20 protein-coding genes are annotated in these 25,131 nt (G+C 51.4%); 10 read left to right on the forward strand and 10 right to left on the reverse strand.

Going from position 1 to position 25,131, the window contains the following annotated elements; translation table 11 throughout:
- The first annotated feature begins 112 nt into the window (after nt 1–112).
- Entirely contained in the window at nt 113–1,678 is a 1,566-nt protein-coding gene (malQ, locus tag SIB66_RS08040; protein ID WP_063406562.1) for a 4-alpha-glucanotransferase, read from the forward strand.
- Here the strand turns inward: malQ and SIB66_RS08045 are convergent.
- Nucleotides 1,600–2,529, reverse strand: a complete 930-nt coding sequence (locus SIB66_RS08045; protein ID WP_063406563.1) for a helix-turn-helix domain-containing protein — start codon at nt 2,527–2,529, stop codon at nt 1,600–1,602. The two genes, malQ and SIB66_RS08045, sit on opposite strands and share 79 nt — an antisense overlap.
- Nucleotides 2,530–2,562: 33 nt before the next feature.
- The gene (locus SIB66_RS08050; protein ID WP_063406608.1) at nt 2,563–3,297 is read right to left on the reverse strand and encodes a pseudouridine synthase; all 735 of its coding nucleotides are present in this window, start codon (nt 3,295–3,297) and stop codon (nt 2,563–2,565) included.
- A 315-nt stretch (nt 3,298–3,612) separates the two neighbouring features.
- On the opposite strand from SIB66_RS08050, the gene SIB66_RS08055 reads away from it, so the two are divergent.
- Nucleotides 3,613–4,575, forward strand: a complete 963-nt coding sequence (locus SIB66_RS08055; protein ID WP_413410296.1) for an RpoD/SigA family RNA polymerase sigma factor — start codon at nt 3,613–3,615, stop codon at nt 4,573–4,575.
- Nucleotides 4,576–4,857: 282 nt separating this feature from the next.
- Here the strand turns inward: SIB66_RS08055 and SIB66_RS08060 are convergent, their stop codons facing one another.
- Nucleotides 4,858–6,504 (reverse strand): ABC1 kinase family protein, encoded by a 1,647-nt coding sequence (locus SIB66_RS08060; RefSeq protein ID WP_063405738.1) that lies wholly within the window; start codon nt 6,502–6,504, stop codon nt 4,858–4,860.
- Nucleotides 6,505–6,605: 101 nt separating this feature from the next.
- Between SIB66_RS08060 and SIB66_RS08065 the strand changes: the two genes are divergently transcribed.
- Both SIB66_RS08065 and SIB66_RS08070 read left to right on the forward strand, forming a co-directional pair.
- Complete coding sequence (locus tag SIB66_RS08065) at nt 6,606–8,006, forward strand: aminotransferase class I/II-fold pyridoxal phosphate-dependent enzyme (protein WP_063421427.1); 1,401 nt, start codon at nt 6,606–6,608, stop codon at nt 8,004–8,006.
- A 19-nt stretch (nt 8,007–8,025) separates the two neighbouring features.
- A complete protein-coding gene (locus SIB66_RS08070; protein WP_063405786.1) occupies nt 8,026–8,940 on the forward strand; it encodes a phosphatidate cytidylyltransferase in 915 nt (304 codons plus the stop codon).
- Between the two features lie 5 nt (nt 8,941–8,945).
- Here the strand turns inward: SIB66_RS08070 and SIB66_RS08075 are convergent, their stop codons facing one another.
- From SIB66_RS08075 to rimI, 5 genes are all read right to left on the reverse strand, one after another.
- Nucleotides 8,946–9,590 (reverse strand): DUF2993 domain-containing protein, encoded by a 645-nt coding sequence (locus SIB66_RS08075; RefSeq protein WP_063405740.1) that lies wholly within the window; start codon nt 9,588–9,590, stop codon nt 8,946–8,948.
- Between the two features lie 2 nt (nt 9,591–9,592).
- On the reverse strand, nt 9,593–10,492 hold the full coding sequence (locus tag SIB66_RS08080) for an alpha/beta fold hydrolase (RefSeq protein WP_063405741.1): 900 nt from the start codon (nt 10,490–10,492) through the stop codon (nt 9,593–9,595).
- A 14-nt stretch (nt 10,493–10,506) separates the two neighbouring features.
- On the reverse strand, nt 10,507–11,667 hold the full coding sequence (locus SIB66_RS08085; RefSeq protein WP_063405742.1) for an iron-containing alcohol dehydrogenase family protein: 1,161 nt from the start codon (nt 11,665–11,667) through the stop codon (nt 10,507–10,509).
- Nucleotides 11,668–11,683: 16 nt separating this feature from the next.
- Nucleotides 11,684–14,263 (reverse strand): ATP-dependent Clp protease ATP-binding subunit, encoded by a 2,580-nt coding sequence (locus SIB66_RS08090; RefSeq protein ID WP_063405743.1) that lies wholly within the window; start codon nt 14,261–14,263, stop codon nt 11,684–11,686.
- Between the two features lie 175 nt (nt 14,264–14,438).
- A complete protein-coding gene (gene rimI / locus SIB66_RS08095; RefSeq protein ID WP_063405744.1) occupies nt 14,439–14,924 on the reverse strand; it encodes a ribosomal protein S18-alanine N-acetyltransferase in 486 nt (161 codons plus the stop codon).
- Between the two features lie 69 nt (nt 14,925–14,993).
- On the opposite strand from rimI, the gene lysA reads away from it, so the two are divergent.
- Genes lysA through SIB66_RS08120 form a run of 5 tightly spaced genes read left to right on the forward strand, consistent with a single transcriptional unit; the run spans nt 14,994 to nt 20,017 of the window.
- Nucleotides 14,994–16,361, forward strand: a complete 1,368-nt coding sequence (lysA, locus tag SIB66_RS08100; protein WP_063405745.1) for a diaminopimelate decarboxylase — start codon at nt 14,994–14,996, stop codon at nt 16,359–16,361.
- Nucleotides 16,362–16,384: 23 nt separating this feature from the next.
- On the forward strand, nt 16,385–17,266 hold the full coding sequence (gene cdaA / locus SIB66_RS08105) for a diadenylate cyclase CdaA (protein WP_063405787.1): 882 nt from the start codon (nt 16,385–16,387) through the stop codon (nt 17,264–17,266).
- Nucleotides 17,263–18,060, forward strand: a complete 798-nt coding sequence (locus SIB66_RS08110) for an isoprenyl transferase (protein ID WP_011130429.1) — start codon at nt 17,263–17,265, stop codon at nt 18,058–18,060. Before cdaA ends, SIB66_RS08110 begins: the two co-directional genes overlap by 4 nt.
- Before the next feature lie 20 nt (nt 18,061–18,080).
- Nucleotides 18,081–19,088, forward strand: a complete 1,008-nt coding sequence (bioB, locus tag SIB66_RS08115; RefSeq protein WP_011825650.1) for a biotin synthase BioB — start codon at nt 18,081–18,083, stop codon at nt 19,086–19,088.
- Nucleotides 19,085–20,017: a rhodanese-related sulfurtransferase gene (locus tag SIB66_RS08120; protein WP_063405746.1), complete on the forward strand. Its 933-nt coding sequence runs from the start codon at nt 19,085–19,087 to the stop codon at nt 20,015–20,017. The genes bioB and SIB66_RS08120 overlap by 4 nt, the downstream gene beginning before the upstream one ends.
- A 399-nt stretch (nt 20,018–20,416) precedes the next feature.
- On the opposite strand, the gene SIB66_RS08125 is transcribed toward SIB66_RS08120, so the two are convergent.
- Nucleotides 20,417–20,854, reverse strand: a complete 438-nt coding sequence (locus SIB66_RS08125; protein WP_063405747.1) for a hypothetical protein — start codon at nt 20,852–20,854, stop codon at nt 20,417–20,419.
- Between the two features lie 361 nt (nt 20,855–21,215).
- On the opposite strand from SIB66_RS08125, the gene SIB66_RS08130 reads away from it, so the two are divergent.
- Entirely contained in the window at nt 21,216–22,448 is a 1,233-nt protein-coding gene (locus SIB66_RS08130) for a glycoside hydrolase family 10 protein (protein ID WP_063405788.1), read from the forward strand.
- A gap of 8 nt (nt 22,449–22,456) precedes the next feature.
- On the opposite strand, the gene pepN is transcribed toward SIB66_RS08130, so the two are convergent.
- Nucleotides 22,457–25,075 (reverse strand): aminopeptidase N, encoded by a 2,619-nt coding sequence (gene pepN / locus SIB66_RS08135; RefSeq protein ID WP_063405748.1) that lies wholly within the window; start codon nt 25,073–25,075, stop codon nt 22,457–22,459.
- Nucleotides 25,076–25,131: the final 56 nt, after the last annotated feature.

Here is a 25,131-nt window from a genome sequence, read left to right on the forward strand (position 1 = left end):
AGTATGTAACGACCCGGCCTAAGCCCTTCCAAGATTGATTGGGGCTAATGGCTGATCTAGATGCTGACTTCGATCAGATTCCACTGTTGTTTTTATTTTCTGGTGCTTTTTGATGGTTGAGGGCAGTTCAGCGTTAGTCCGCACGACCGGGGTGTTACTTCATCCCACGGCACTGCCTGTTAGTCCAGTTTGCGGCAGTTTCGGTGCCCCTTCAAGGGCTTGGTTGCAATCACTTGCTCGCCATGACATCGGTGTGTGGCAGTTGTTGCCTTTGGCTCCTCCTGATGCGACAGGGTCTCCCTACAGCTCCCCTTCAAGCTTTGCTCTGAACCCTTGGTTGCTTGATGCCGATGATCTTGTTGATGAGGATTTCCTGTCCGCATCCGTTCTGCGTGAGTTGCCAGGAACTGTTCCTATCCAGGAGCCTTGCGCCTCGGTTGATTTTGCTCTGGCTGACCTTCGCAGTCAGCGACTTGGCATAGCCTTAAGGGAGGCTTGGTCTGAGCAGGCTAGAGATCATCATCTTGCCTTTGAGAGTTGGTGTGGCAAGCAGTTCTGGCTTGAGGACCATGTTTTTTTTATGGAGCTCCGTCGTCAGCATCAAGGCCTTCCTTGGTGGGAATGGCCAGAAGGCTTGGCAGCTCATCAACGTAGTGCCCTTAATGCCTGGAAAGGTCATCATCAGGAGGCTCTGCTTGAACATCGTTTGCTGCAATGGCAGCTAGATCGGCAGTGGCAAGCACTGAGACATCTAGCAGGCGAGCTTGGCGTTTTGTTGTTTGGTGATCTGCCTTTCTATGTTGCGCGCGATAGCGCTGACGTCTGGAGTCATCAGGGCCTGTTTTCGATTCTTCAAGGTGGGGAGCTTGAGATCCAAAGTGGTGTTCCCCCTGATTATTTCTCCAGTACAGGACAACTCTGGGGCACGCCTGTTTATCGCTGGTGGCGGCATCGCTTGAGTGGATTCCATTGGTGGCGTAGCCGCTTTGTGCGTCAATGGCAACAGGTGGATCTTTTGCGCCTCGACCATTTCAGGGCGCTTGCGTCTTATTGGGCAGTTCCTGGATCCGATTCGACAGCGGAGCACGGGGAGTGGCGGTCTTCTCCAGGGGCAGCTCTATTGAAGCGGCTAAGGCGTGATGCTGGTGGCAGCTTGCCACTGGTTGCAGAAGATCTGGGAGTGATTACTGCTGATGTGGAAGCGCTACGAGACCAATTTGGTTTGCCTGGAATGAAAATTCTCCAGTTTGCTTTTGATGGCAATCCCAGTAATCCCTATCTACCTGAAAATATTCAGGGTCATCACTGGGTGGTTTATACAGGCACTCACGACAATCCAACGACGCTGGGTTGGTGGCAGCAGCTTGATCTCGACGCCCGTGAGCGGGTCGCAAATCGATTGAAGGGTGCAGTTGATGCCCCTGGTTGGCAGTTGCTGGAGCTGGGCCTAGCGACAGAGGCGTGTTTAGTGATGACCCCAGTGCAGGATTTGCTTCATTTAGATGATGCAGCTCGTTTCAACACCCCTGGCACTGTCGAGGGAAATTGGTGTTGGCGGTTGTCTTGCTTTGATTCAGCTCTTGATGGAGCCCTGAGCGGCTATGGCGAGAGAGGAGCTGTCTGGGGACGTTCGCTTGAATCGGCAGCCGGTTTGCTGACGGCATCTGCGAGTCGGTAAATCCCAGGATGATTGGGTTCGGGAGTATGCGCCTGGCCCTTCCAAATGACGCTGTCCTCAGGAGCAGCTGGAGGCTTGATTTCTAGTAGGAGGGGTGGCCGCAATTGAAGAGTGAGTGTCCCCTGAGCTTCTCTGAGATTTGTGAGATCTTTTCCAGCACTGTTGATTTTGAGCATACGTGGCTGACTGAGATTGATCTCCAGTAGACCCATCTCATCCTGAGCTTGGTGCTGGATAAGGGTTGCGTTGAGCCATTGTTCTGGAGATCGTTGTCGTGCTTCTTCCAGGGGTCTTAGGCCATCAAGGGCGGGGTTGGCTGTCTCGCTTGCGTGCTGATCATCAAGGGATTCAAGGCTGACTGTGATTGGCGAGAGTGTTTGACTGTTGAGTGCAGCAAGATGCTTTTGCTGGTGATTGAGGGCCAAGAGGCTGCTGAGCATGACCACGGCATAAATCACACTCCCTTGCCAGGTGGTGAAGACATCGATGCTGCCGGGGGTGAATCGCGTCAGGCCCCTGTTGGCATGAGTTTGGTTCCTGGCATTGCGTTCTGGCATGGCCCCGTTGAGGCTGCCTGGGGCTAGTTCAAGATGCTGCTCCAGCAGCGGCAGCATTGAGCACAGATAGGCTGGCTCTGGTAGTCGTTTGACCCATCCCCGTTCAATTGCTTCTAAAACGGGGGTCGTGATTCGTGTTTCTTCAGCTAAATCACGCAGGCTCATTCCACACTCTTCGCGACGCTCTCTGAGTTGTCGACCAGCTTCCAGTAATGAACTCTGGAATATCTGTTGTGGATCTTGTCTGGTTTCGACTTCAGATCTTGATTTTTGCCATGGAAGGTTTAGTCGCATCGGCGTTTCAATTGGATGGCTTTATCAAGCGCATCAACACATTGAGGGCTTGGTGATTTTCAGTAGGGGAGTCCATTCTCTCTCGTCAAGAGCGCGCCAGCACCCTTCTGGTAATGCGTCTAGGGCAACATTTGCAATCGCAGTGCGTTGAAGGTCTAATACGGGGTGACCTAGTTGTTCGGCTACGCGACGGATTTGCCGGTTGCGGCCTTCCCTTAGAACAATCTTCAAAAGGCTTTGGCTTGAGTGTGATTGCAAAAGCTCTAGTTCAGCGGGCAAGGTTGTTTTCCCATCAAGCATGACGCCATGTCGCCAGCTTGAGAGCACTAGGGCTGAGGGTTTACCTTCCACCAAGACTTGGTAAGTCTTGTCATGGGCATAGCGTGGATGGGTCAATCGCAGCGTGAGCTCTCCTTGGTTGGTGATTAGCAGAGCTCCTCGGCTATCGGCATCAAGTCTGCCAACAGGATGAAGACCCTTGCATAGTTTGTCGGGCAGCATGCTGAAGACAGTCACTCGCCCGTGGGGATCATGACAACTAGTGATCACCCCCGCAGGTTTGTTGAACAGCAACACTCTTGTTTCGGTGTTGGAATTGAGCACACGCCCATCTACAGAGATCTTGTCAAGCTCTGGATCGGCCTTGTCGCCAAGCTTGGCAAGATGGCCATTCAACGTTACCCGCTCTTGCAGGAGGAGCTGCTCGGCATGGCGCCGGGAGCAGAGTCCTGACGCTGCAATCAGCTTTTGCAGTCTTTGTTGCTTCATGCCAATGTTGTCAGCATGGTTTTCAGCGGGCGCCGAGAACCAGCTGCACCATATCCATCTCCAAACATTTAATAGTTGGAAGAGTGTTTTGGAAGATGTGGTGAGGTTTTCGAGGGCATCATTATAGATAAGGATTTGCAAGTGCTTGGAGCATCAAAAGACTGTCTCTATTGATGGCGCTTGAAGATAAAACGTTAATTCTCGTTTTTAAAGCCTTCTTCATTTTGGCAATGGTGTGGAATTCGTCCGCAAGGCATTGATTTGCTCGTGGCAAACGATGGTAAATTAGGAAACCCGGTTGTTTCGTTATTCAGTATGGCTCCGTTGGCTGTGCTTTCAGATGTCGACCTGGTGCGTTCGTACCTGCGCGATATCGGTCGAGTGCCGCTGCTGAGCCATGAGCAGGAGATCACGCTGGGTCGTCAGGTGCAGGAGTTGATGTCTTTAGAGCAGCTTGAGTCTGAACTGGAAGGTAAAAAAGGTGAGCCAGCGAGTCATAAAGAGCTAGCGAAGGCAGCTGGCTTGAGTGCGTTGCAGCTCAAGAAGAAGTTGCAGAGCGGACGACGTGCGAAGGAGCGGATGGTGTCTGCGAACCTGCGCTTAGTGGTGAGTGTTGCCAAGAAGTACACCAAACGGAATATGGAGCTGCTTGATTTGATCCAAGAGGGAACGATCGGCTTGGTGAGGGGAGTGGAGAAGTTCGACCCAACCCGTGGCTACAAGTTTTCGACCTATGCGTATTGGTGGATTCGTCAGGGGATCACGCGTGCGATTGCGGAGAAGAGCCGGACGATCCGTCTGCCGATCCACATCACGGAGATGCTGAACAAGCTCAAGAAAGGCCAGCGAGAGTTAAGTCAGGAGATGGGGCGCACGCCAACAGTGAGCGAACTTGCAGAGTTTGTGGAGTTGCCCGAGGAGGAGGTGAAGGATCTGATGTGCCGTGCCCGTCAGCCGATGAGTTTGGAGATGAAGGTGGGAGATGGGGATGAAACGGAGTTGCTTGAGTTGCTTGCCGGGGAAGAGGAGTTACCGAGTGAGAAGGTGGAAGTGGATTGCATGAAAGGCGATTTACGTACCTTGCTAGAAAAGTTGCCCGAGCTGCAGGGTCGTGTGCTGCGGATGCGTTATGGAATCGACGGAGGGGAGCCGATGAACCTCACCGGGATTGCTAAGACTTTAGGAATGAGTCGCGATCGAACACGCCGTCTGGAGAGGGAAGGCTTGGCGTTGATGCGAACCTCTTCGTTTGAACTTGAGGCTTATATGGCGGTTTGAAACTTGCTTTTTAGTTTTTTGAGAGTCGACAACCAAAGCTAAGGTTTAGGGATTATTCCTGGATTAATTTATCCCAGCTCTCGTTTGTATCAGTTGCATATTCTCTTCCCTTTGTCATTGCCTGTTTAGCATGGGATGAATATAACTTAGTTGGATTATTGCTAAATCTTTGTGCCAATCGATAGATAGCTATTGTGGAATCATAATATTGAAGAATGGCAGAGACTTGTATTGTGGAGTGGTTTCTTTTCCCCTAGAGATTGTTATTGTTTATGCCCATATTTAGGTGGTTCGTGGAGTAAGGGTTTGCAACATGCCATTTGCGACCTTGCGAGGGCTGAAGGTTTGCCTTAGCAGGCTCATTAAGGCCTTGATGTCAGATGCGCTTAAACGCTCGTCTTTGATCAATGTCATCAGTAGACGACTACGCAAAGTGGATCCATCTGGGCCAAGTAGCAGTTTTAGGCCTGCTCCTGCTACAGGGATTAGTTCTGCATCTGGTGCTACAGCGTCTTGGCTTATCACTTTCAGCAAACTTTCAATTCGCTCCAGGCGCAGGTGCCCATGATTATCAAAAATCACCTCCATCAGTTTCTCTCGCATCTCCATTGAGTCTCCTGCCAGTAGACGTTTGGCCACATATGGGTAGGCAATTGCGATGATCTTGAACTCTGGATCTAGCCTTAATGCAAGACCTTCTTGACTAACAACAGCTCGGATGATCAAGGCAAATCTCGCCGGGACTCTGAAGGGGTAATCGAACATCAGTTCTGAGAAACGATCGGTGATTGCCTTGAAGTTGAAGGACTCCACTGATTCACCAAGAGAGCCACCAAGTACTTCTTCTAGTGCCGGTATGATTGTCGTTAGATCACTTGTTAGACTAAGGAAGCCCAGCTTTTGAAAGTCTTTAGCTAGCGCATTAAAATCGTTGTTGATTAGGTGAACTACTGCTCCAGTAAGAGTGAGACGATCGTCATCACTAATTGAATCCATCATGCCGAAATCGCAGTAGGCAAGATGGCCCATCTTTTTACTTTGACCACTGAGGGCAAAAATGTTGCCTGGGTGAGGATCAGCATGGAAATAGCCGAACTCAAAAAGTTGTTGAAGACCGCTGATGACGGCCGTCCTGATCAGTGCTGTTGGATTAAGACGTTGGGCTTTTAACTCCTTGCGGTCTCGTAGCTTCGTGCCCTCGATCCAGCTTGTGGTTAGTACACGACGGGATGACAGCAATCGCTCCACCCTCGGGACCGTCACCGTTGGGTCTTTGGCGAAAAGAGCCGCAAATCGTTCAGCATTGTTAGCTTCTTGTTCGTAATCAATCTCCTCAAATAGGCTGCGACCGAATTCATCAATGATGTTGCCTAGTCCAAAGCCCAGGTTGAGCGGGAGCACTGGTGCTGACAGCACGCCGAGCAGGCGGATAATGACCAGATCGCGGCGCAAGATGAACGCCAGTTGAGGACGTTGTACTTTCACGGCTACCCATTGATTGCCGTGTAGGCGAGCTTTGTAGACCTGGCCCAGGCTGGCTGCAGCAATTGGTTGGCTAGGAAACTCTTCAAACAGTTGACTAGCTGGAGCCCCAAGATCTTCTGCCAACGTGGCGAGGGCCGTGGCATGGTTGAAGGCGGGCAAATTGTCTTGGAGGCTGGTTAGTTCTTCGAGCCATTCACGCTTGATTAGGTCTGGTCGGGTGGAAAGGGCTTGGCCCACCTTGATAAAGCAAGGCCCGAGGTTGGTGAGGGTGATGAGCAGTTTTTTTGCGAGCCTTTTTTGTGTCTCTTCGTCGTTGTTAGAGCCCTGAGCCAGCACTCTCACCGCCAGTGTGAGCAGTGAGGTGAGCACATGAATCAATCGAGGTATCCACACCCAGGGCCTGGCTAGCAACCAGAGCAGATCCTGATTGGCGTCGTAACGCATCGGTGCTTTGCGGGATGCTGAAGCGGACGATGGATTGGAGCTGTTCAACAGACCGCCCGGGCACGTTGATCATCAGACTTTAGAAACGGCGATTCACCTTCATGGGCTTTCTTCCCTTGTTGACTCGCGACCGTGGTCGCAGCTTGCATCTCCCCGCTCATGGTCGTGGGGCTGGCTTGCCTGATGATCTGCGTGCAATGTTGCGCCATCGAGCTGGCATCTGGGATCTGCCGGAACTTCCTGAGTTGGGTGGGCCATTGATGCAGCAGGGGGCGGTGGCAGAGAGTCAAAGGCAGGCAGCGATTGCTATCGGGGCTGAGCGGGGTTGGTATGGCGTCAATGGCGCGACAGGCCTCTTGCAGGCTGCTCTCTTGGCAATAGCAAGGCCTGGTCAGGCTGTGTTGATGCCTCGCAATGTCCATCGCAGCCTCATTCAGGCTTGTGTTTTGGGCGATCTCACGCCTGTCTTGTTTGACCTGCCTTTCATGGTTGATCGGGGTCATGTGTTTCCCCCTGATGGACCTTGGTTGAAGGACGTTTTGAATGAACTTCCCATCGCTGGTGTTGAGATCGCTGCAGCTGTGTTGGTGCATCCCACTTATCAGGGCTATGCGACGGATCTCAAGCCCATGGTTGTTGAGCTTCATTCTCGGGGTTGGCCGGTATTAGTGGATGAGGCTCATGGTGCTCATTTCGCCACTCGGGTGGATGCATCTTTACCTGATTCTGCGATCACAGCAGGTGCTGACTTAATCGTCCACTCATTGCACAAATCTGCTGCCGGTTTGACTCAGACGGCAGTGCTTTGGAGTCAAGGGGATCGCGTGGATCCCAAAGCTGTCGAGCGCAGTCTCGGCTGGTTGCAAACCACCAGTCCAAGCGCACTCTTGCTGGCTTCTTGTGAAGCGTCGCTGAGTGACTTGTGCAAGCCTGCAGGCTTGCACAAGCTGGCAACGCGCCTCAAGGATGCTCGCGAATTAGCGGTTCAACTTCGTCAGTTGGGATTGCCTTTGCTTGAAAACCAAGATCCCTTGCGGTTGATTTTGCACACCGCTGCAGAGGGTATCAGCGGACTTGAAGCAGATGCTTGGCTGATGGCCAGGGGGCTGGTGGGCGAACTTCCAGAACCAGGCTGCCTAACGTTCTGTCTTGGCTTGGCGCCCCAGCGTGGATTGGTCAGGCTGATGCATCGTCGCTGGCGGGGACTCCTTGCGGCCCAAGGTAAGGGCCTACCCTTGCCAGTCTTTACGCCCCCGCCACTGCCGCGCATTACAGCACCAGCAATGGCTTGTGGCTTGGCTTGGCGCGCTCAAAGTCGGAGAGTGTCGATTGCTGATGCGGTAGGGAGAGTCGCGGCGGAGTTAATCTGTCCCTATCCTCCAGGGATTCCCTTGCTAGTGCCGGGTGAGAAGCTGGATCACAGACGTGTGGACTGGCTTTTAGAGCAGCAGAACCTTTGGCCCGAGCAGATCGCTGGTACGGTAAAAGTTCTGGCCTTGTAAGACCATCAATGGTGTGGGCGTGAGAGCAGAGGCCTTTCGATGGAGATTGGTTGCAGCCGGATCTTCCAGCCAGCGGATTAGCAGTGGCCTGGCTGCTGGAGCTTTCGGTTTAGTGGTGGTTGCTTTAGGGGGTTGGTGGTTCACGGTTGGTTTGGGTGTGATCGTGCACCTTGCTTTGCTTGAGTTTTTCCGCATGGCGAAGTTCACCGGAATCAGGCCGGCGACGAAAACGACTCTTGTGGCCTGTCAGTTGTTGCTGATCAGTACACAGTGGGGAGTGGTTGGCGGGTTGCCATCTGATCTTGCTGCAGCAGTGCTGCCTCTCTCTGGAGCCGCCATTTGCGGTTGGTTGTTGCTTCAGCCGATCACCGGCTCCATTGCCGATATCGCCGCCTCGATCTTTGGGTTGTTTTACTTGGGTTTTTTACCCAGTCATTGGTTGCGATTGCGTAATTTGAGTGCTATCGATCTTGCTCCTGGGCTGGGTCAGCTTCCTGGCTGGTGTGCAGGCTGGTTGACTTCTGGGATGGCGATCACTTTGGTGGCTTGCCTGATGATCGTCGCTAGTGATATTGGCTCTTATGAATTGGGACGTCGTTTTGGACGCCTACCTTTATCGTCTATTTCGCCTGGCAAGACTGTGGAAGGTGCTGTCGGAGGCCTGGTTTGCGCAATGACTATAGGGGCAGTTGCCGGTGAGCTTTTGGCTTGGCCATTGGGGATTTTGCTGGGCGTGCTGCTTGGAGTTTTGGTTGCATTATTTGCGCTGGTTGGAGACCTGATCGAGTCGATGATGAAACGAGATGCGGGTCTTAAGGATTCTGGTGATGCTCTGCCTGGTCATGGCGGCATCCTTGATCGCATTGATAGCTATCTCTTCACTCCTGCAGTGGTGTATTACGCAGTAACGCTGATCCTGCCTGTCATGAGTTAATGCAATCAGGGTGTTACTGATGCGCGACCCTTGAGGTGAAGTTGTCCACCGTTCAGAACGGCTTCTTCAATGTGAATAGCAGGGTCCATGGGTAGTGAAGCTTCTAGATCCACATCCTGGTGTCTAATCAGCACGGTTCCTTGATCCGCTCTGATTAGAAAACGTCGTCTTGCCGGTTCTTGTTGACCAATCACTGGAGCCTGTAATTCCAAGGTGTCGTTGTTGATTTGAAGTCCTCCAAGAGGCGTTATGCCAATGAGCTCTTCTGCTAGCCAATCGCCAAGCCATCTCCATGGATCTGATAGCAGGACCTGATTGAGGTCTTTGTCCGTGATTGATACAGTTCCCTGAAGATCGAAGCTTTGCTCGAGAGTCACAGCCTGGGCTGATTTGCCGAGGTTCATGTTCAGCCTGAGGGGGCCGCTTTTTAATTCGGCGTAATGCAATGGCAGGCCTTGAAAGATCACCTCCTTGGCCATGAGACTGACTCCTGAAAGACGACCTCTCAACAGCTCCAGAGCAGATCCGTGCAGTTCCAGCTTCAGTTCACCAACGGCATCGCATTGTCGGCGGACCCAAATCTTTAGACCATTGGCGAGGAGTTGCAGTAAAGGGCCGCTACTGGTGGTGGTGTATGGAGGATCTCCCATGGCTAGGACAAAGCTTGAAGCCAGCGTTGGGCGACAATCTTGGGATGGTCGAGATGTGGTAAATGGCCGCAGTTGTCAAGTTCTTCCACTTGAGACCCCAGCAGGGTGAGGGCTTCCCGTCTCTGAGGTCCATTTAGAATACGGTCGTTGGCACCCCAGATCACATGAAGTGGTTGCTGGGGTAGCGGTGTTCCGCAATTGGCGATCCCTCCACTGCGGGCAAAGGCAGCTAGTGATCTCCTCCAGCCTGATACCTGTAGATGAAGGGAAGCGATTTGTTCCTCAGCATCTCCGACAGAGTTTTTGGGATCAGCGAAGGCTTGGCGGCAGATGCTGCGTCGCACGGCCGGTTGACTAAGGATCCATGCGCCCAGTTGATCTAGGCCTGGAGGGATAGGTTTTGGCCGTCCTGTTAATCCTGCAGGCGAAAGTAAGAGCAAGCGGTTGATTTGTTTTGGATGACGTCGAGCAAGCTCCATGGCAATAGCACCTCCCATTGATGCTCCGATGACTCCCACTGAAGTATTAGAGGGCAGATGGGCTAGCAGTTCATCGAGGTGACGGATGAGCGCCTCTTGTCCATAGTCAGCTTCAGGGGGACGGGGAGTGAAGCCAAAACCATACAAATCCGGAATCACAAGCTGATGGTGAGGGCTTAATAACGGAGCTAGGCGTCGGAATTCAAGGAAGCTGCTATCAAACCCATGCAGCAGCAGCACTGGAGCTCCCTCGCCAGTGATGGCTACTGGGTAGGACTCAGGCTCTGAGTTCGAGCATGGGACAAGCCCCGGTAAAGACCACCACTGAACTTGATTGGCCAGGTCACGGGCTAATGGATCCAGAAGTTGTGGTGTGAGCTGACGTAAAAGGGTTTCTGACGAGGCGATTGTTTGAGCTGCCATTCCAGTTTTGAGGTTCAAGAGGCTGCCATTCGCTTGGGGACTGTGGATCCGACGGGGACCGGGCCATTGTCGCTAGCGCCGAGGAGTGCTTCGAGTAGGGCGCTGGAATTGACGGGAAACGGCAGTTGGTATAGGTCAGAGCCTTTTTGACAGGCGAATTGGCAGACCTCATGCAGCTCGTGAAGACTCAAATTCGATAGGCCCAGATCCTCAAGATTTACAGGCAGATCAAGTTCTTTGAGGAATGGAATCAGCTGCCGCCTTGCTTGTCCGGCCAGTTGATGGCCACCAATAATCTCCTCAAGACGCAACTGTACGAGAATCCCGTAACCCACCTTTTCTCCATGAAGGACCTCATGGCAATCTTTTAATTGCGTGAGTGCGTTGTGTACCGCGTGGGCAGCGGCAGTACGGCAGCGAGAACCGCCAATCCCTCCGATCAGCCCTGCAGTTAGTGCGCAGGCTTCGGCAACCCTGATCCAGGCCAGGCTGTTTTGATCTTTCAGCGCTTCAGGCCCATCAAGCAGCAGCTGATCGCGCAAGACCCTTGCCATCTGAACAGCTTGTTGAATTAAGCCATCGTTGCTGGAGCCATTGCAGACAGACGCTTCGTACCATTTGGCGATTGCATCTGCGATGCCGCTTGCGAGAGTCCTGGGAGGAGCCTGACGCACGAGACCATGATCAAAGATCATCAGATGTGGACATCGAGCCAGAACTTGATCGCGTTGAAAAGCACCTGTTGGTGAATAGATATTGGCGAGGGCGGTCCAACCGGCACAGGTGGCTGCACTCAGTGGAACTGTGATGCATGGGATGCTTAGCCGATGGGCCAAAAGCTTCCCGGCATCTAGCACCTTGCCCCCACCTGCGGCAATCACACCGTCGCAGGAGTTGTCCAAGGCAAGAGCATTGATCCGCTTGAGATCCATCTCGCAGCAATCGTGCTTGAGCTCAGCAGAAACTGTGTTGAGTCCAATGTCCCTGAGGTTGTTGAGTAATCCCTGGCGTAACTCAGCCGTGGCGACGCTGCGTCCAAGAAGTAAAGGTGAGCGGCAAATCGAGGCAATGAGTTGATGGCTTTCTTGCCACGCCCTTTCTCCCCTAACAACCTTTGCGGGGGCGATGGAGTGAGCGCAGTGAGAGACCTCCTCAGGCAAATTCTTTTTGTTCATTGATGTTGGAGAGGTGTCAGACGCCTGCTCCAGCGAGTTCCGGTGTGGCAGCAGTTTTGCTGACATGGCGTACAACGATTTGCTTGTTGTCATCCACATCCATCTCTGCAGCATCACCGTCCTTGATGCGGCCAGTAAGCACTTCCTCGGCAAGACTGTCTTCCATGAGTCGCATGACAGCCCTTCGTAGCGGCCTCGCTCCATAAGAGGGGTTGTATCCCTCTTCCACTAATCGTTCTTTGAATGCATCTGAAACAGTGAGAGTGATCCCTTTGTCTTGCATGCGAGAGAACACTTCTTCAAGCATGATCTCAGCGATTTCTTTCACCTCATTTCTGCTGAGTTGGCGGAAGACGATAATTTCATCGAGACGGTTCAGAAATTCAGGACGGAAGTATTGTTTTAGTTCTTCGTTGACAAGGGATTTGATTCGGTTGTATTGACTGTCTTCTGCGTTTTCACCTGAGAATTCGAAGCCAAGTCCTCCGCCTCCTTTCTCAATCACTTTTGAACCGATATTCGAAGTCATAATGATCAAAGTATTCTTGAAGTCCACTGTTCTTCCTTTGGAGTCAGTTAGTCGACCATCTTCCAATAATTGAAGCAGCAGGTTAAAAACATCTGGGTGTGCCTTTTCGATTTCGTCGAAGAGCACAACGGTATAAGGTCTGCGACGAACAGCTTCTGTGAGTTGTCCCCCTTCGTTGAACCCCACATAGCCAGGAGGTGATCCGATCAGCTTGCTGACCGTATGTCGCTCCATGAATTCCGACATGTCTAGTCGGATCATGGCTTCTTCGCTACCAAAGAAGTAGGTAGCGAGAGCTTTGGTTAGTTCGGTTTTGCCCACGCCAGTAGGGCCTGAAAAGATGAAACTGGCAATGGGGCGATTGGGGTTTTTGAGGCCCACCCTGGCTCGACGGATGGCTTTCGAGACTGCTTTGACGGCTTCATCTTGGCCAATCAGCCTCTGGTGGAGTGTTTCCTCCATGTTTAGGAGCTTCACTGATTCGCTTTCGGTGAGCTTTTGTACAGGTACTCCGGTCCAAGCCGCCACGATGTTGGCAATATCTTCTTCTGTCACCAGTGGTGTGGTGAGATGAGGAATTAATGCAGCTGTTGTCTCTTTTTCAGGTTGAGGCGTTGGCGTCTCATCGCTGGAAGGAACAGCATTTTCCGCCTCAGCGGGGGGCGATTCCTCACTAACTTGGCGACTGCTTTGAAGCAGAGTGCGGATCTTCTCTCTTAGCTCAACTTCTTTTTCACGTAATTCCCCGGCTTTGGCGAAGTCCTGATCACGAACGGCATCTTCTTTTTCCTTTTGAACCTTGCGTAATTCTTTGTCAACCTCTTTTGCCGCAGGGGGAAGTTTGGAGTTAAGCAAACGCACGCGGCTGCCAGCTTCATCGATTAAGTCGATGGCCTTATCCGGCAGGAAGCGGTCAGAGATATAGCGATCGCCTAGGTTTGCTGCGGCATCTAGGGCTTCGTCTGTGATTTTTAGGCGGTGATGCTGTTCGTAGCGCTCCCTTAATCCTTGCAGGATCTCAATGGTTTCAGCGATCGATGGCTCGCCAACCATGACCGGCTGAAATCGGCGTTCTAGGGCAGCATCCCGTTCGATGTGTTTTCGATATTCGTCAAGAGTGGTAGCACCAATGCACTGCAGTTCTCCTCTAGCTAGCGCTGGTTTGAGAATGTTGGCGGCATCGATGGCACCTTCTGCAGCGCCTGCTCCAATCAGTGTGTGCACTTCATCGATGACCAGGATCACGTTGCCTGCGGCTTTAATCTCTTCCATGATCTTTTTGAGCCGCTCTTCGAACTCTCCCCGGTATTTGGTTCCAGCAACTAGCAGGCCGATGTCGAGGGTTAGAACCCTCTTTTCTTCAAGGATGTCGGGAATATCTCCCTGTTGGATGCGTTGAGCGAGGCCTTCAGCAATTGCTGTTTTCCCAACTCCGGGCTCTCCAATCAGTACAGGGTTGTTCTTTGTGCGTCTTCCGAGGATCTGAATAACACGATCGATTTCATTTTGTCGCCCGACAACAGGATCAAGCTTGGATTCATTGGCTAGCTGGGTCAGGTTGCTGCCGAATTCATCAAGTGTGGCTGTCTTCGTTGAGCCTTTGCCTCCACCTCCGCCTGCAGTGACCTCGGCGGTTTCTCCGAGCATGCGGATTACTTGGGTGCGCACCTTTGCTAGGTCTACACCAAGGTTTTCGAGGACTCGGGCTGCTACACCCTCTCCTTCTCGGATGAGACCAAGCAGTAAATGTTCTGTACCAATGTAATTATGGCCAAGTTGTCGGGCTTCTTCTAGAGAGAGTTCTAGTACGCGCTTTGCTCTGGGTGTAAAGGGGATTTCTACTGCGACGAAGCCTGAACCACGGCCAATGATCTTTTCAACTTCAACGCGGGCGTCTTTAAGGTTCACGCTCATTGACTTGAGAACCTTCGCTGCCACACCTGTGCCCTCACCGATCAATCCCAAAAGAATCTGCTCGGTGCCCACGAAATTATGACCAAGACGCCGGGCCTCTTCCTGGGCCAGCATGATCACCTTGATGGCCTTCTCGGTAAACCGCTCGAACATGGTCCGGGGCACGTGAATCTATCTCTAACTTATCAGGGTTGGTGTTGGAATGTGAGCTGTTGGATTATTTGGCCTTGTCCCTTTACTGCAAGGGAGTTAATGGTTTCAATAGTAACAATGAAGTAGCTAAGATGTTTGCCTTCGTTGTATTTCACGGACGGTAATCCGTACTTATTCAAATCTTTTGTCTTGGCTCAGCCTTCTTCCCTAAGCTTCGCCACTGAATCAGAGCATCTTGGCCGTTGCTGTAATAGTGATGACGACATCCTGCTGTCTTGAATCCGCAGCTTTCGTAAAGCCCTCTGGCCGCCGAATTGTTTCTGGCAACTTCGAGTGTGGCGTGGATGGCTCCTGTTCGTTGCCCTTGCTCAAGCAACTTTGATAGCAGCAGACGGGCAAGGCCCTGTCTGCGATGTTGAGGATGAACGCCTATTGCGGTGAGATGAAGTTCGTCTACCACTAGCCAGCCACAGGCCAAAGCAAGCAGTGTTGAAGACTTGAGCACTCCCATGCAAAGACTGCGGGAATCGATCAATTCCTGAATCCATTGCTGTTTGCTCCAGAGTCCATTGAGTGCGAGTTGATTCAGCTCCATGCACGCATTGATCTGTTCCGGCCCTAGATGGATGACTTCCATTGCTTGGATGTCGTGCTTCAACATGCCTAACCCCTTCCTTGGGGGGATTGATGCCTACATTGATCCCTCTAACTAATTTCCTCGTCCATCGCCATGATGTCATCCAGCCCCTATGAGCCTGGGCGGGATCCCCTTAGCCCCAATTGCAACCTCGCGCCGATTACAACCGAACTTGATGCGCAATCACGCTTGATCGTTGGAGGCTGTCAACTGAGCGAATTGGCGGAGTGTTATGGCACCCCTCTCTATGTGCTTGATGAAGCCACTTTGAGGGCAGCTTGTCAGTCATACCTTGGGGCATTACAGCGTCACTATCCAGGGCCATCTCTTCCTATCTATGCCTCTAAGGCCAATAGCTCATTGATGATGACCAGCCTGGTGGCTTCAGAAGGTTTTGGGCTGGATGTGGTCTCAGCAGGTGAGTTGCTTACCGCTTTGAAGGGAGGTGTGCCAGGCGATTGCATTGTGCTTCATGGCAACAACAAATCTGATCAGGAGCTGCTGCTTGCCTATCGCAATGGAGTCACAATCGTTGCTGATAATCAGCATGATCTGGATCGCCTCTCACAACTGGTGCCTGTTGGAGCAGATCCTGCAAAGTTGATGTTGCGTTTCACTCCGGGCATCGAATGCCATACTCATGAGTACATCCGCACCGGTCATCTTGATAGCAAGTTTGGTTTTGATCCAGATCAGCTGGAATCGGTTCTGAATCAGTTACTCGGCTGTCGATGGGCACGGTTAACGGGACTCCACGCTCATATTGGATCGCAGATCTTTGAATTGGAACCTCATCAGGATCTGGCAGATGTGATGGCTGGTGCTCTGCAACTGGCTAGGCGCCTGGGGCATCCAGTCATTGATCTCAACGTTGGAGGAGGCCTAGGTGTCAGATATGTCAGCTCTGATGATCCACCTTCAATTGATAACTGGGTCAAGGTGGTTGCCCAGGCAGTGAATCAAGCCTGTCGTTCTCGCAACCTGGATTTGCCCCGGTTGATGTGTGAGCCGGGTCGCTCTCTGGTCGCTGCTGCCGGAGTCACCCTTTATCGGGTTGGATCACGCAAGACCATCCCAGGGCTGCGCACCTATCTTTCTGTCGATGGCGGCATGAGTGATAACCCCCGCCCAATCACGTATCAATCTCTCTATACGGCTTGCCTTGCTGACCGCCCTTTGGCCTCGCCAGACGAGACGATCACTCTGGTTGGCAAGCATTGTGAATCTGGGGATGTTCTGCTTAAGGACCTTGCTTTGCCATATGCCAGCAGTGGAGACGTCTTGGTCGTGTTTGCAACAGGGGCTTACAACGTCTCTATGAGTTCTAACTACAACCGCATCCCACGACCTGCAGCGGTACTTGTTCATTCAGGCCACTCGGAGTTGGTGCAGAGGCGGGAGCAGCCAGAAGATCTTCTGCGATATGACGTTATGCCGGAACGATTTTTAGCGTTAGGCTGATCAGGCAAGGCTGGGGAGTGGGAGTGAACTTGTGGGGGGTGGTAGATCCGCGCCTGCTCGATGTTTTGTTTGCTTCGGCCCTTGGCGTCTTGCTTTTTTCTAGGGTCAATGAGCGGCGCACCCTGTGGTTGTTGAGGGGCTACCTCTTTTTGGTTGCCTTGGCTTGGTTTGTGCAGCGCTTTGAAAATCTTCCGCTCACTTCCAAGTTGGTGGATGCGCTGGTTTTGGCTTGTTCTTTGTCATTAGCGATCCTTTGGCAGGGGGAACTGAGACGTTTGATGGAATTACTGGGAACAGGTCGCTTGGCCGTTCTCCTAGGCAATCCTCAGAACGAGTTACGGGCCACCGCCAGCACCGTTGCCCAGCTTACTGAGGCGGCTGGACGTTTATCTCAGAGCCGCCGTGGAGCATTGGTTGTTGTTGATATGGGTAGTGATCTTCGTCCAGAAGACTTCCTTAACCCTGGTGTGCTGATCGATGCCCAGCTAAGTAGTGAGTTGCTGCTGAATCTTTTTGCATCTGATACGCCCCTTCATGACGGGGCAGTACTTGTAAAGGGGAATCGGATCGTTTCTGCTGGTGTGATTCTGCCCCTCTCGCGGCAGGGCATCAGCCGTTATGGCACGAGACATTTAGCAGCTTTGGGGATAACAGAACGTTTTGATCGCTGTATTTGTGTGGTGGTTTCCGAAGAGACTGGAACATTGTCTCTTGCAAGCCAGGGCCGGCTTGAACGGCCTATCACCAGTAGTCGTCTGCAGGATTTGCTTAAGACGTTTATTGGTTCCTCATTAGGAGCAGCGGCCACGAAGGGGACCTCTAGTCCAGTCAAAGCTTCGTCTGTTGCTACACAAGCTTCATCCAGGCTTAGCGTGAGCAGCTCTATAGAGGAACAACTCCCGTGAGCCGCCGTTCGGCCACTAGTTCAGGCCATCCAAAGGTCTGTGCATGTCCCTCGGGGCTTGATCCCTATCGGCTACCTAACCATGTGGCTGTGATTATGGATGGGAATGGACGCTGGGCCAAGGCCAGGGGCCTGCCTAGGATGGTTGGCCATCGCGCTGGCGTAGAAGCTCTCAAGAGAACCCTTCGTCTTTGCAGTGACTGGGGTATTGGCGCCCTTACGGCTTATGCCTTTTCTACGGAGAATTGGTCTCGCCCTGGAGATGAGGTGAATTTCTTGATGACTCTGTTTGAGCGTGTGCTCCAGAGGGAGTTGGAGTCACTTGAGCGTGAAAAGGTACGGATTCGTTTCCTGGGAGACCTTGAGGGTCTCCCATCAGGTCTGCAGGAGTTGATCAGTGAGGCCACCGAGCTCACTGTTAGGAACAATGGCATTCACTTCAATGTTTGCACCAATTACGGTGGTCGACGTGAACTGGTGCTAGCGGCACAGAAACTTGCACAACGCGCTGCAAGAGGGGATCTTGATCCAACTTTGATTGATGAGAACAGTTTCGAGGCTGAGTTGCTCACGGCTGGTGAGGTTGATCCAGACCTTCTGATCCGCACCAGTGGTGAGCGACGGATCAGTAATTTTCTGCTCTGGCAACTCGCCTATGCAGAAATTCACGTCACCGATGTGTGCTGGCCTGATTTTGATGAAGTAGCTTTGACAAAAGCTCTTTTTGATTACCAGTCACGCTGTCGTCGTTTCGGCGGTTTGGATCCAATCGCAGCGAATCATCTGGGATCTTGACCGTTGGCTCCAGTCGTTCCATGACCGTGCTTATTGCCAAGGATCTCACCTTTGAACCCGTTGTTCATCGTTATGACTGGACAGTGGATGAGGTGCGGGAACTCTTGGAGCGACCACTTATGGACTTGCTCTGGCAGGCCCAGCTTGTGCATCGGACGGCAAATCCTGGCTATCGGGTTCAGCTGGCTTCTTTGCTCAGCGTGAAGACGGGAGGATGCCAGGAGGATTGCGCTTATTGCCCCCAGTCCATGCACAACAGTAGTGATGTTGAAGGGCAGCCCGATCTAGTGGTTCAGATCCAAACAGTGCTTGAGCGCGCACGGGCCGCCAAAGATGCTGGTGCGGATCGCTTCTGCATGGGATGGGCTTGGCGGGAGATCAGAGATGGTGCCCAGTTTGAAGCCATGCTTGCGATGGTGAGTGGTGTACGGGAGTTGGGACTAGAGGCCTGTGTTACTGCCGGCATGCTGACTGAAAAGCAGGCTTCTCGGTTGGCAGATGCGGGATTGACTGCCTACAACCACAATCTTGATACCAGCCCTGAGTACTACGACCAGATCATCACAACGCGCACATACCAAGAGCGAATCGAAACCCTTCAGAAGGTTCGTTCAGCTGGCATCACTCTTTGCTGTGGGGGCATCATCGGGATGGGGGAATCAACGCTGGATCGAGCCTCTCTTCTTTGTGTACTAGCCAATATCAACCCTCATCCTGAGAGTGTTCCAATTAATGGTCTGGTGGCAGTGGAGGGCACGCCATTGCAGGACCTCCCTGCGGTGGATCCTTTAGAGATGGTGCGCATGGTTGCGACGGCTCGAATTCTGATGCCTCGCAGTCGTGTCCGTCTAAGCGCAGGGCGTGAGCAGCTTGGTCGAGAGGCTCAGATCCTTTGTCTCCAAGCGGGAGCTGATTCGATCTTTTACGGCGATAGTTTGCTAACTACCAGCAATCCTGATGTAAAAACTGATCGCGAACTTCTCTCTCAGGCAGGAGTTCATGCGAATTGGGAGGAGAGTGACGAATGAATCTGCAAGATGATCAGACCTCTGCAGATCTATTTCAGGTAGCGACTTTCTATTCCTTTACTGCTTGGCCTGAGGTCACCATTGCCTGCTTATTGCAGGATCTGCTGAGCCTTGGGGATGAACATCAACTGATGGGAACTGTGCTTTTAGCAGAGGAAGGGGTGAATGGAACGATTTGTGGATCGGTTGGTGGTGTTAGCGCTTTGCTTGAGAGGTTAGAACGCGATTTGATCAAGGGTTTGTTTGAACTGAAAATTAGCTGGACGCCTGAGCAGGCTTTTCGTCGCTTCAAGGTTCGCCGTAAGGCAGAGATTGTGACCATGGGTCTTGCCGGGCTGAATCCATCAAACACGGTGGGGACTTATGTGGACGCTCATGAATGGAATGATCTAATTGATGATCCAGATACTCTTTTGATTGATACGCGAAATGACTATGAGATTGCGATTGGGGAATTTAAAGGAGCAATAAACCCCAAAACGAAGTGCTTCCGCGACTTTCCTGCTTGGGTAGAACAGCAGTTGCGTTTGATGGTTAAAGCACAAACTCCAGCACGAATAGCCATGTATTGCACAGGTGGCATTCGCTGTGAGAAGGCTACGTCTTATCTGATTGAGAAGGGCTTTACTAACGTCCATCATCTTCGTGGTGGCATCCTTCGTTATTTTGAGGAGGTATCTCAAGCTGAAAGTCGCTGGCAAGGAGAGTGTTTTGTTTTTGATCAACGTGTGGCTTTGAATCATCAGCTTTCACCTGGTGTCCATTGTCTTTGTCATGCCTGTGGAATGCCCCTCACCCCTGAGGATCAGACGATGAATAGTTATCTGCCTGGTGTTCAATGTCGCCACTGCGTGGATCAATTTAGTGATACGGACCGTATTCGTTTTGCTGAAAGACAACGGCAGATGGAACACACTTCTAGGAAGTAGACAACACAGCGATGAAGAAAGTGTGTCTGTATGGTTTTTAGTTAGAGATTGGCTAAGTTTATGCCAAGAGCAGTTGAATATCTCCAAGCAGGCTTTCCAGTAATGAGGCTCTTATTGGAGTGAAGTTTTTTGTTGGCTACTCTCATGAAGGAATGCTAGTTAAATGGATGCATTAACAGTTGGTTTTGTTCGAGCAATGAATCTTGCAATGTTGAATGAATCGCTTGTTTGCTTTGATTAGAGAAGTCTGGTTAGAGACTCAGTATTTTTCTGCCGGAACATCTTCTTCGAGGAAAGGTAAGTAGCATATATGGCTCCAACTCTCTTAAATCCATGAGAGTTGGAGCCATATATGCCTAACTGATCTAAAGCAGTAAATAAGAAGCCAATTTTGAGGCTTTAAAGTTGATTTGATCTCAGCTTAGCTCCAATTCTTTGATTGTTTGCTCTGCCTTTGCGATGGCCATGCTTAAGGTGTGATTGCATAGGCTCTAGACCCATGATCTTTAGGGTGGCATTGATTTTTTTGCGGCGTTGCTCTTTTAATGCTCTATAAGATTGCCGTCCTTTTTGTTTACAGTTTCGAAAAGCTTCTGGTGTTTGGGCAGCATCAATACAGTTCTGGGAAGCGTTGATGATGGCAATCCGATTGTCTGCGCTACTTAGTTCCCATTCTTTGCGGGCCTCAAAAAGCTTCTGCTGCTGAGCTTCGCTAAGTTTGGCTCCAAAACTTTGGCCACCTTTGTTGGCGTCAGCATCGCGGACGACAAAGGCCGAACCAGCAAGGGCAAAACAAGGAATCAGCCAAAGGGCTTTGGAACGTATGGAAAAGTTCATCGAGTACTCCAAAAGTTGACCTTTTTATCTTGCGCGGATGCACATGCAAAAATCTGACCAGAAGCACTGCAAAGCATGACTAAGTTTGACCGTGGTCCTCAGGTAGACCTTTGCCCATAGGCCAGACAAAAACACTTGTTGCGATCAATGCCTTTTGGATTGTCCGTTGGTCTGAGTGTTAGCAAGGATATGTAGGGTCTCAATAACGATTAAGGGCGATTGGTTTCGTTCTTTCATATCTTTTGCTTCTTTGCTAGCAAGCAGGCTATTTATGCTCATCTTTCAGTACTAGATACCTTTCTACAACTTCAACCCTTCTCCACGCTTTGCTTAAATCCTGTTTTTGGTTGAATCTCGCGAGATGTCAAGAAATATGCCATGCCCTGATAACACGATGCCATCACTCAGCTTTTGGTGGCGCTATCCCTACTTGAGAGTGTTAGTGGTTGTGTTGTTGATGACTTCTCAACCATGCACAATTTCAGCGCAGGCATCAACTTCCCCATCAGTGGCTCAATCAAGCTTGCGTCATTTAAGTGATCAGTTGCCGATTGTTGGTGTTTGGATGACCAATAGTCCGAGCCCTCTTTATTACAGCCGTAACTTGATGCATAAGGCGGTGAAAGATCTCTATAGCGCAGGCTTTACGGCGCTCTATCTCAATGTTTGGAGTCGGGGGTCCACCTTCCATCGCAGCAACTATGCCCCTGTAGAAGGGCCCCTTCAGAAAGCAGGCTTGGCTCTCGACCCTATTTGCACCCTGAGTAGAGAAGGTCATGCCCGCGGCATGAAGGTGGTGCCATGGTTTGAATACGGGCTGATGGAGCCTGATGACGCAGAGGTGGTTAAGCTTCATCCCGACTGGGTTCTTGCCAGAGCTGATGGCAACCCAGTTGTGAAGATGCATGGGAATCACCAGCGGGTTTGGCTTAATCCAGCCCATCCAGAGGTTCGTGCGCGATTCATTGGCGTAGTGATTGAGGTCATGAAGCGCTGCAAGATGGATGGCGTTCAGCTTGATGATCATTTTGCTTGGCCGGTGCAGCTTGGTTATGACCCTTATACCGTGGCTCTTTATCAACAAGAAACCGGCTCCTCTCCGCCCCGGGACTACAGAGACCGCTTTTGGATGCAATGGAGAAGGCGGAAACTGACCGGTTTGCTTAGAGAACTGAGGCAAGCATTGGAGAAGGAAAAGCTACCTGTCAACATCAGCCTTGCCCCTGGGCCTTTCAGGTTTGCTTACAACAACTGGCTTCAAGACTGGGAGCTTTGGGCTGTAGGCAAATTGATAGACGAGTTGGTTGTGCAGAACTACGCCTACTCGCTCAAGGGATTTGCGAAGGATCTCGACCAGCCGGCCTTACGCAAAGCACCTCAATTGGGTGTCCCTGTGCATATTGGTGTGCTGGCAGGATTCGGCAAACGCACCACGCCCATGCCGATTTTGGCTGAAAAGGTTCGAATGGCAGCTGAGCGCGGCCATGGAGTGATTTATTTTTATTGGGAGGGGCTCTGGGGACAGCACGCTGGGATAGAGGGTGGAATTCAGCGCCTCAGGCAGTTCAAGCAATTGCATGAGAAGAAAAACTAGGCTTACTTCTAGTGTTCTGGCTGCATGAGCGTGACCACTTCTCTGGTGTTTGCAGACAGCTCTGCACTGGCCAGTTGATCGATGGCCCGGTGCATCGCCTCTTTCCTTGAGGGAGCATAAGTTTGCCAACGACTGAACACTTTCACCATGCGTGAAGCAGTGATTGGGTTGCGTTGATCAATGGCGATGAGCTGTTCAGCCATGAAGTTGTAACCACTTCCATCAATAGCGTGAAATACAGGTGGATTTGAAGCGAGACCACCAAGGACAGCCCTTATCGCGTTGGGTGCCATTGGGTCAAAGCGGGGATGATCTAGTAACTGTTTGATTCGTTCAAGCCCATCTGACCGTGGAGTGGATGCCTCCAGAGCAAACCAGGTATCTAAGATCACTGGTCGATCTTGCCAGCGCTCGTAAAAGCTTTTGAGAGCTTCGTCTCGCTCAGTACATTCAACGGGTTGTAGTGCCCGAAGGGCCGCTCGAGCCAAAGACATCGAGGGTCCGTTGACTGCTTCAACTGCTTCCTTGCGAACTTCGCAATCACCAGCAGCCGCTAACCAGCTCCAGGTCAGTCCTGTGAGCATGCGTTCACCTTGTCCAGCTGGCCATTGAGCCCCCCAATTCAATCGACTACGTTCAAGCAGATTCTGGAGCGGATCTGAAAGCTTGACTCCCAACCATGACTTGAGTGATTGATAGACCTGAAAGAGCATCAATGGATCGGCGACATCCTGGGCGGCCTCCAGTTCAGCTAGTCCTGGCATGCCAAATAACATCGCCAGAAAAGAGGGATCACTCTCCCCTCCACTGGTGATCAGTTGATTTAGCGCTAGAGCTAAACGTTCTTCAAGTGGCTTGTCAGCTTGCTTGCGAGCCCTTGCTAAAAGGATCTTTCTCCATAATCTCTGGCCTGCTTCCCATCGAGCAACGGGATCGTCATCAAGAGCAAGTAGCTGCAACGATTCGTCGACTGAGACGTCCATCTGCAACGTGATCGGAGCTGAAAAACGACGAAATATCGATAGAGCTGGAGGCTTTGCTTGCCTTGGTAGATCCCTTAGTGAGACGCTCTGTGTGTCTTGGTCCAACACAACCAGTTTCTCTTCGCCCATGCGTCCATTTGGGCCGATTACGGCGAGGGCCATCGGAATGACTAGAGGTGCTTTTGAGGGTTGACCAGGCGTTGGTGGTGTGAATTGGCTGACCTCAAGTGTGAGTGTTCCGACTTGAGAATCCCAGTGGCGTTTGACGCAGACTTGAGGAGTTCCGCTTTGGTGATACCAACGCTGAAATTGATCAAGATCAAACCCAAGTTGTTCCCCATTTGCGCAGGCTCCTTCAGCAATGGAGTGGATAAAATCTTCTGTGGTGGCAGCAGTGCCATCAAAACGCTGCACATATAACGCCATTCCTGCCATGAAGCGTTGCTGCCCAAGCAGGGTGTGAAGCATGCGGATTAACTCTGCACCTTTTTCATAAATAGTTGTGGTGTAGAAGTTATCAATTGCCTTGTACTCACTAGGCTTAACTGGATGAGATGTAGGGCCTGAATCTTCACGAAATTGGGTGTTTCGCAGCATTGAGACATCCTCGATGCGTTTCACTGCTTTTGAATGCAGATCGGCTGTGAAGCTCTGATCCCGAAATACAGTGAGACCTTCTTTTAGGGAGAGCTGAAACCAGTCCCTGCAGGTGATACGGTTGCCAGTCCAGTTGTGAAAATATTCATGAGCAACAACACTTTCGATTCGTTCAAGTTCACCATCGGTGGCACATTCGGAATCAGCCAATACAAGTTTTGAGTTGAATATATTTAAGCTCTTATTCTCCATTGCACCCATGTTGAAGTGGCGCACTGCCACAATGTTGTATTCATCCAGGTCGTACTCCAGCCCATAGACCTTTTCATCCCAGGTCATAGCTTTTTTCAGAGAATCCAAGGCGTGATAGGTGTAGGGCTCATCTCCGTTTTCAACATGCAAACGCAATAGAACTGAGCGTCCAGATGTGGTTTTGAAATGAGCCTGAACTTCCTGAAGTGCCCCTGCAACCAAAGCAAAGAGATAGGCAGGCTTGGGATAGGGATCGTCCCAAATTGCCTCATGTCGCATTGGATCTTTAGCTAAAGGCCCTTTGCTCAAAAGATTTCCGTTCGAGAGCAACACTGGATAGCGCGTCCGATCCGCCTCAATTCGTACTCGATAGCGACTGAGCACATCCGGACGATCAGGATGGAAGCAAATACGACGGAAGCCTTCTGCCTCACATTGGCTTGTGAGCATGCTCTCGCTGGCATAAAGCCCTTCTAGTGAGGTGTTGTTGAAGGGATCAATTCGGCAGATGATCTTCAATTCAAAAGGATGAATTGGTGGCTGATGGAGAACTAACTCACTGCTAGATAGGCTGTAGGCATCCGTTGGTACAGAACTGCCGTTTATAACAATGGAGTCCAACTCCAGGTTTAACCCCTGAAGGACTAAAGGAACTTTGGTTGTCAAGGCAGGCTCGATCTGCATGGAGCTGGAGATCGCGATGTGCTGTTCTTCGACAACAACATCCAGTTCAATGTTAGGAATCTGGAAGGGATATGGCCTGTAATCTGCTAATCGGGTGGTTGCTGTTGTCATGGGGGAGTGATTGTTTGTAGAGATTTTTGAGCTTGAGCTTCCTCGCTAATTTCCTG

Origin of the sequence: Prochlorococcus sp. MIT 1318, from assembly GCF_047304505.1 — a bacterium.
Classification (GTDB): domain Bacteria; phylum Cyanobacteriota; class Cyanobacteriia; order PCC-6307; family Cyanobiaceae; genus Prochlorococcus; species Prochlorococcus marinus_D.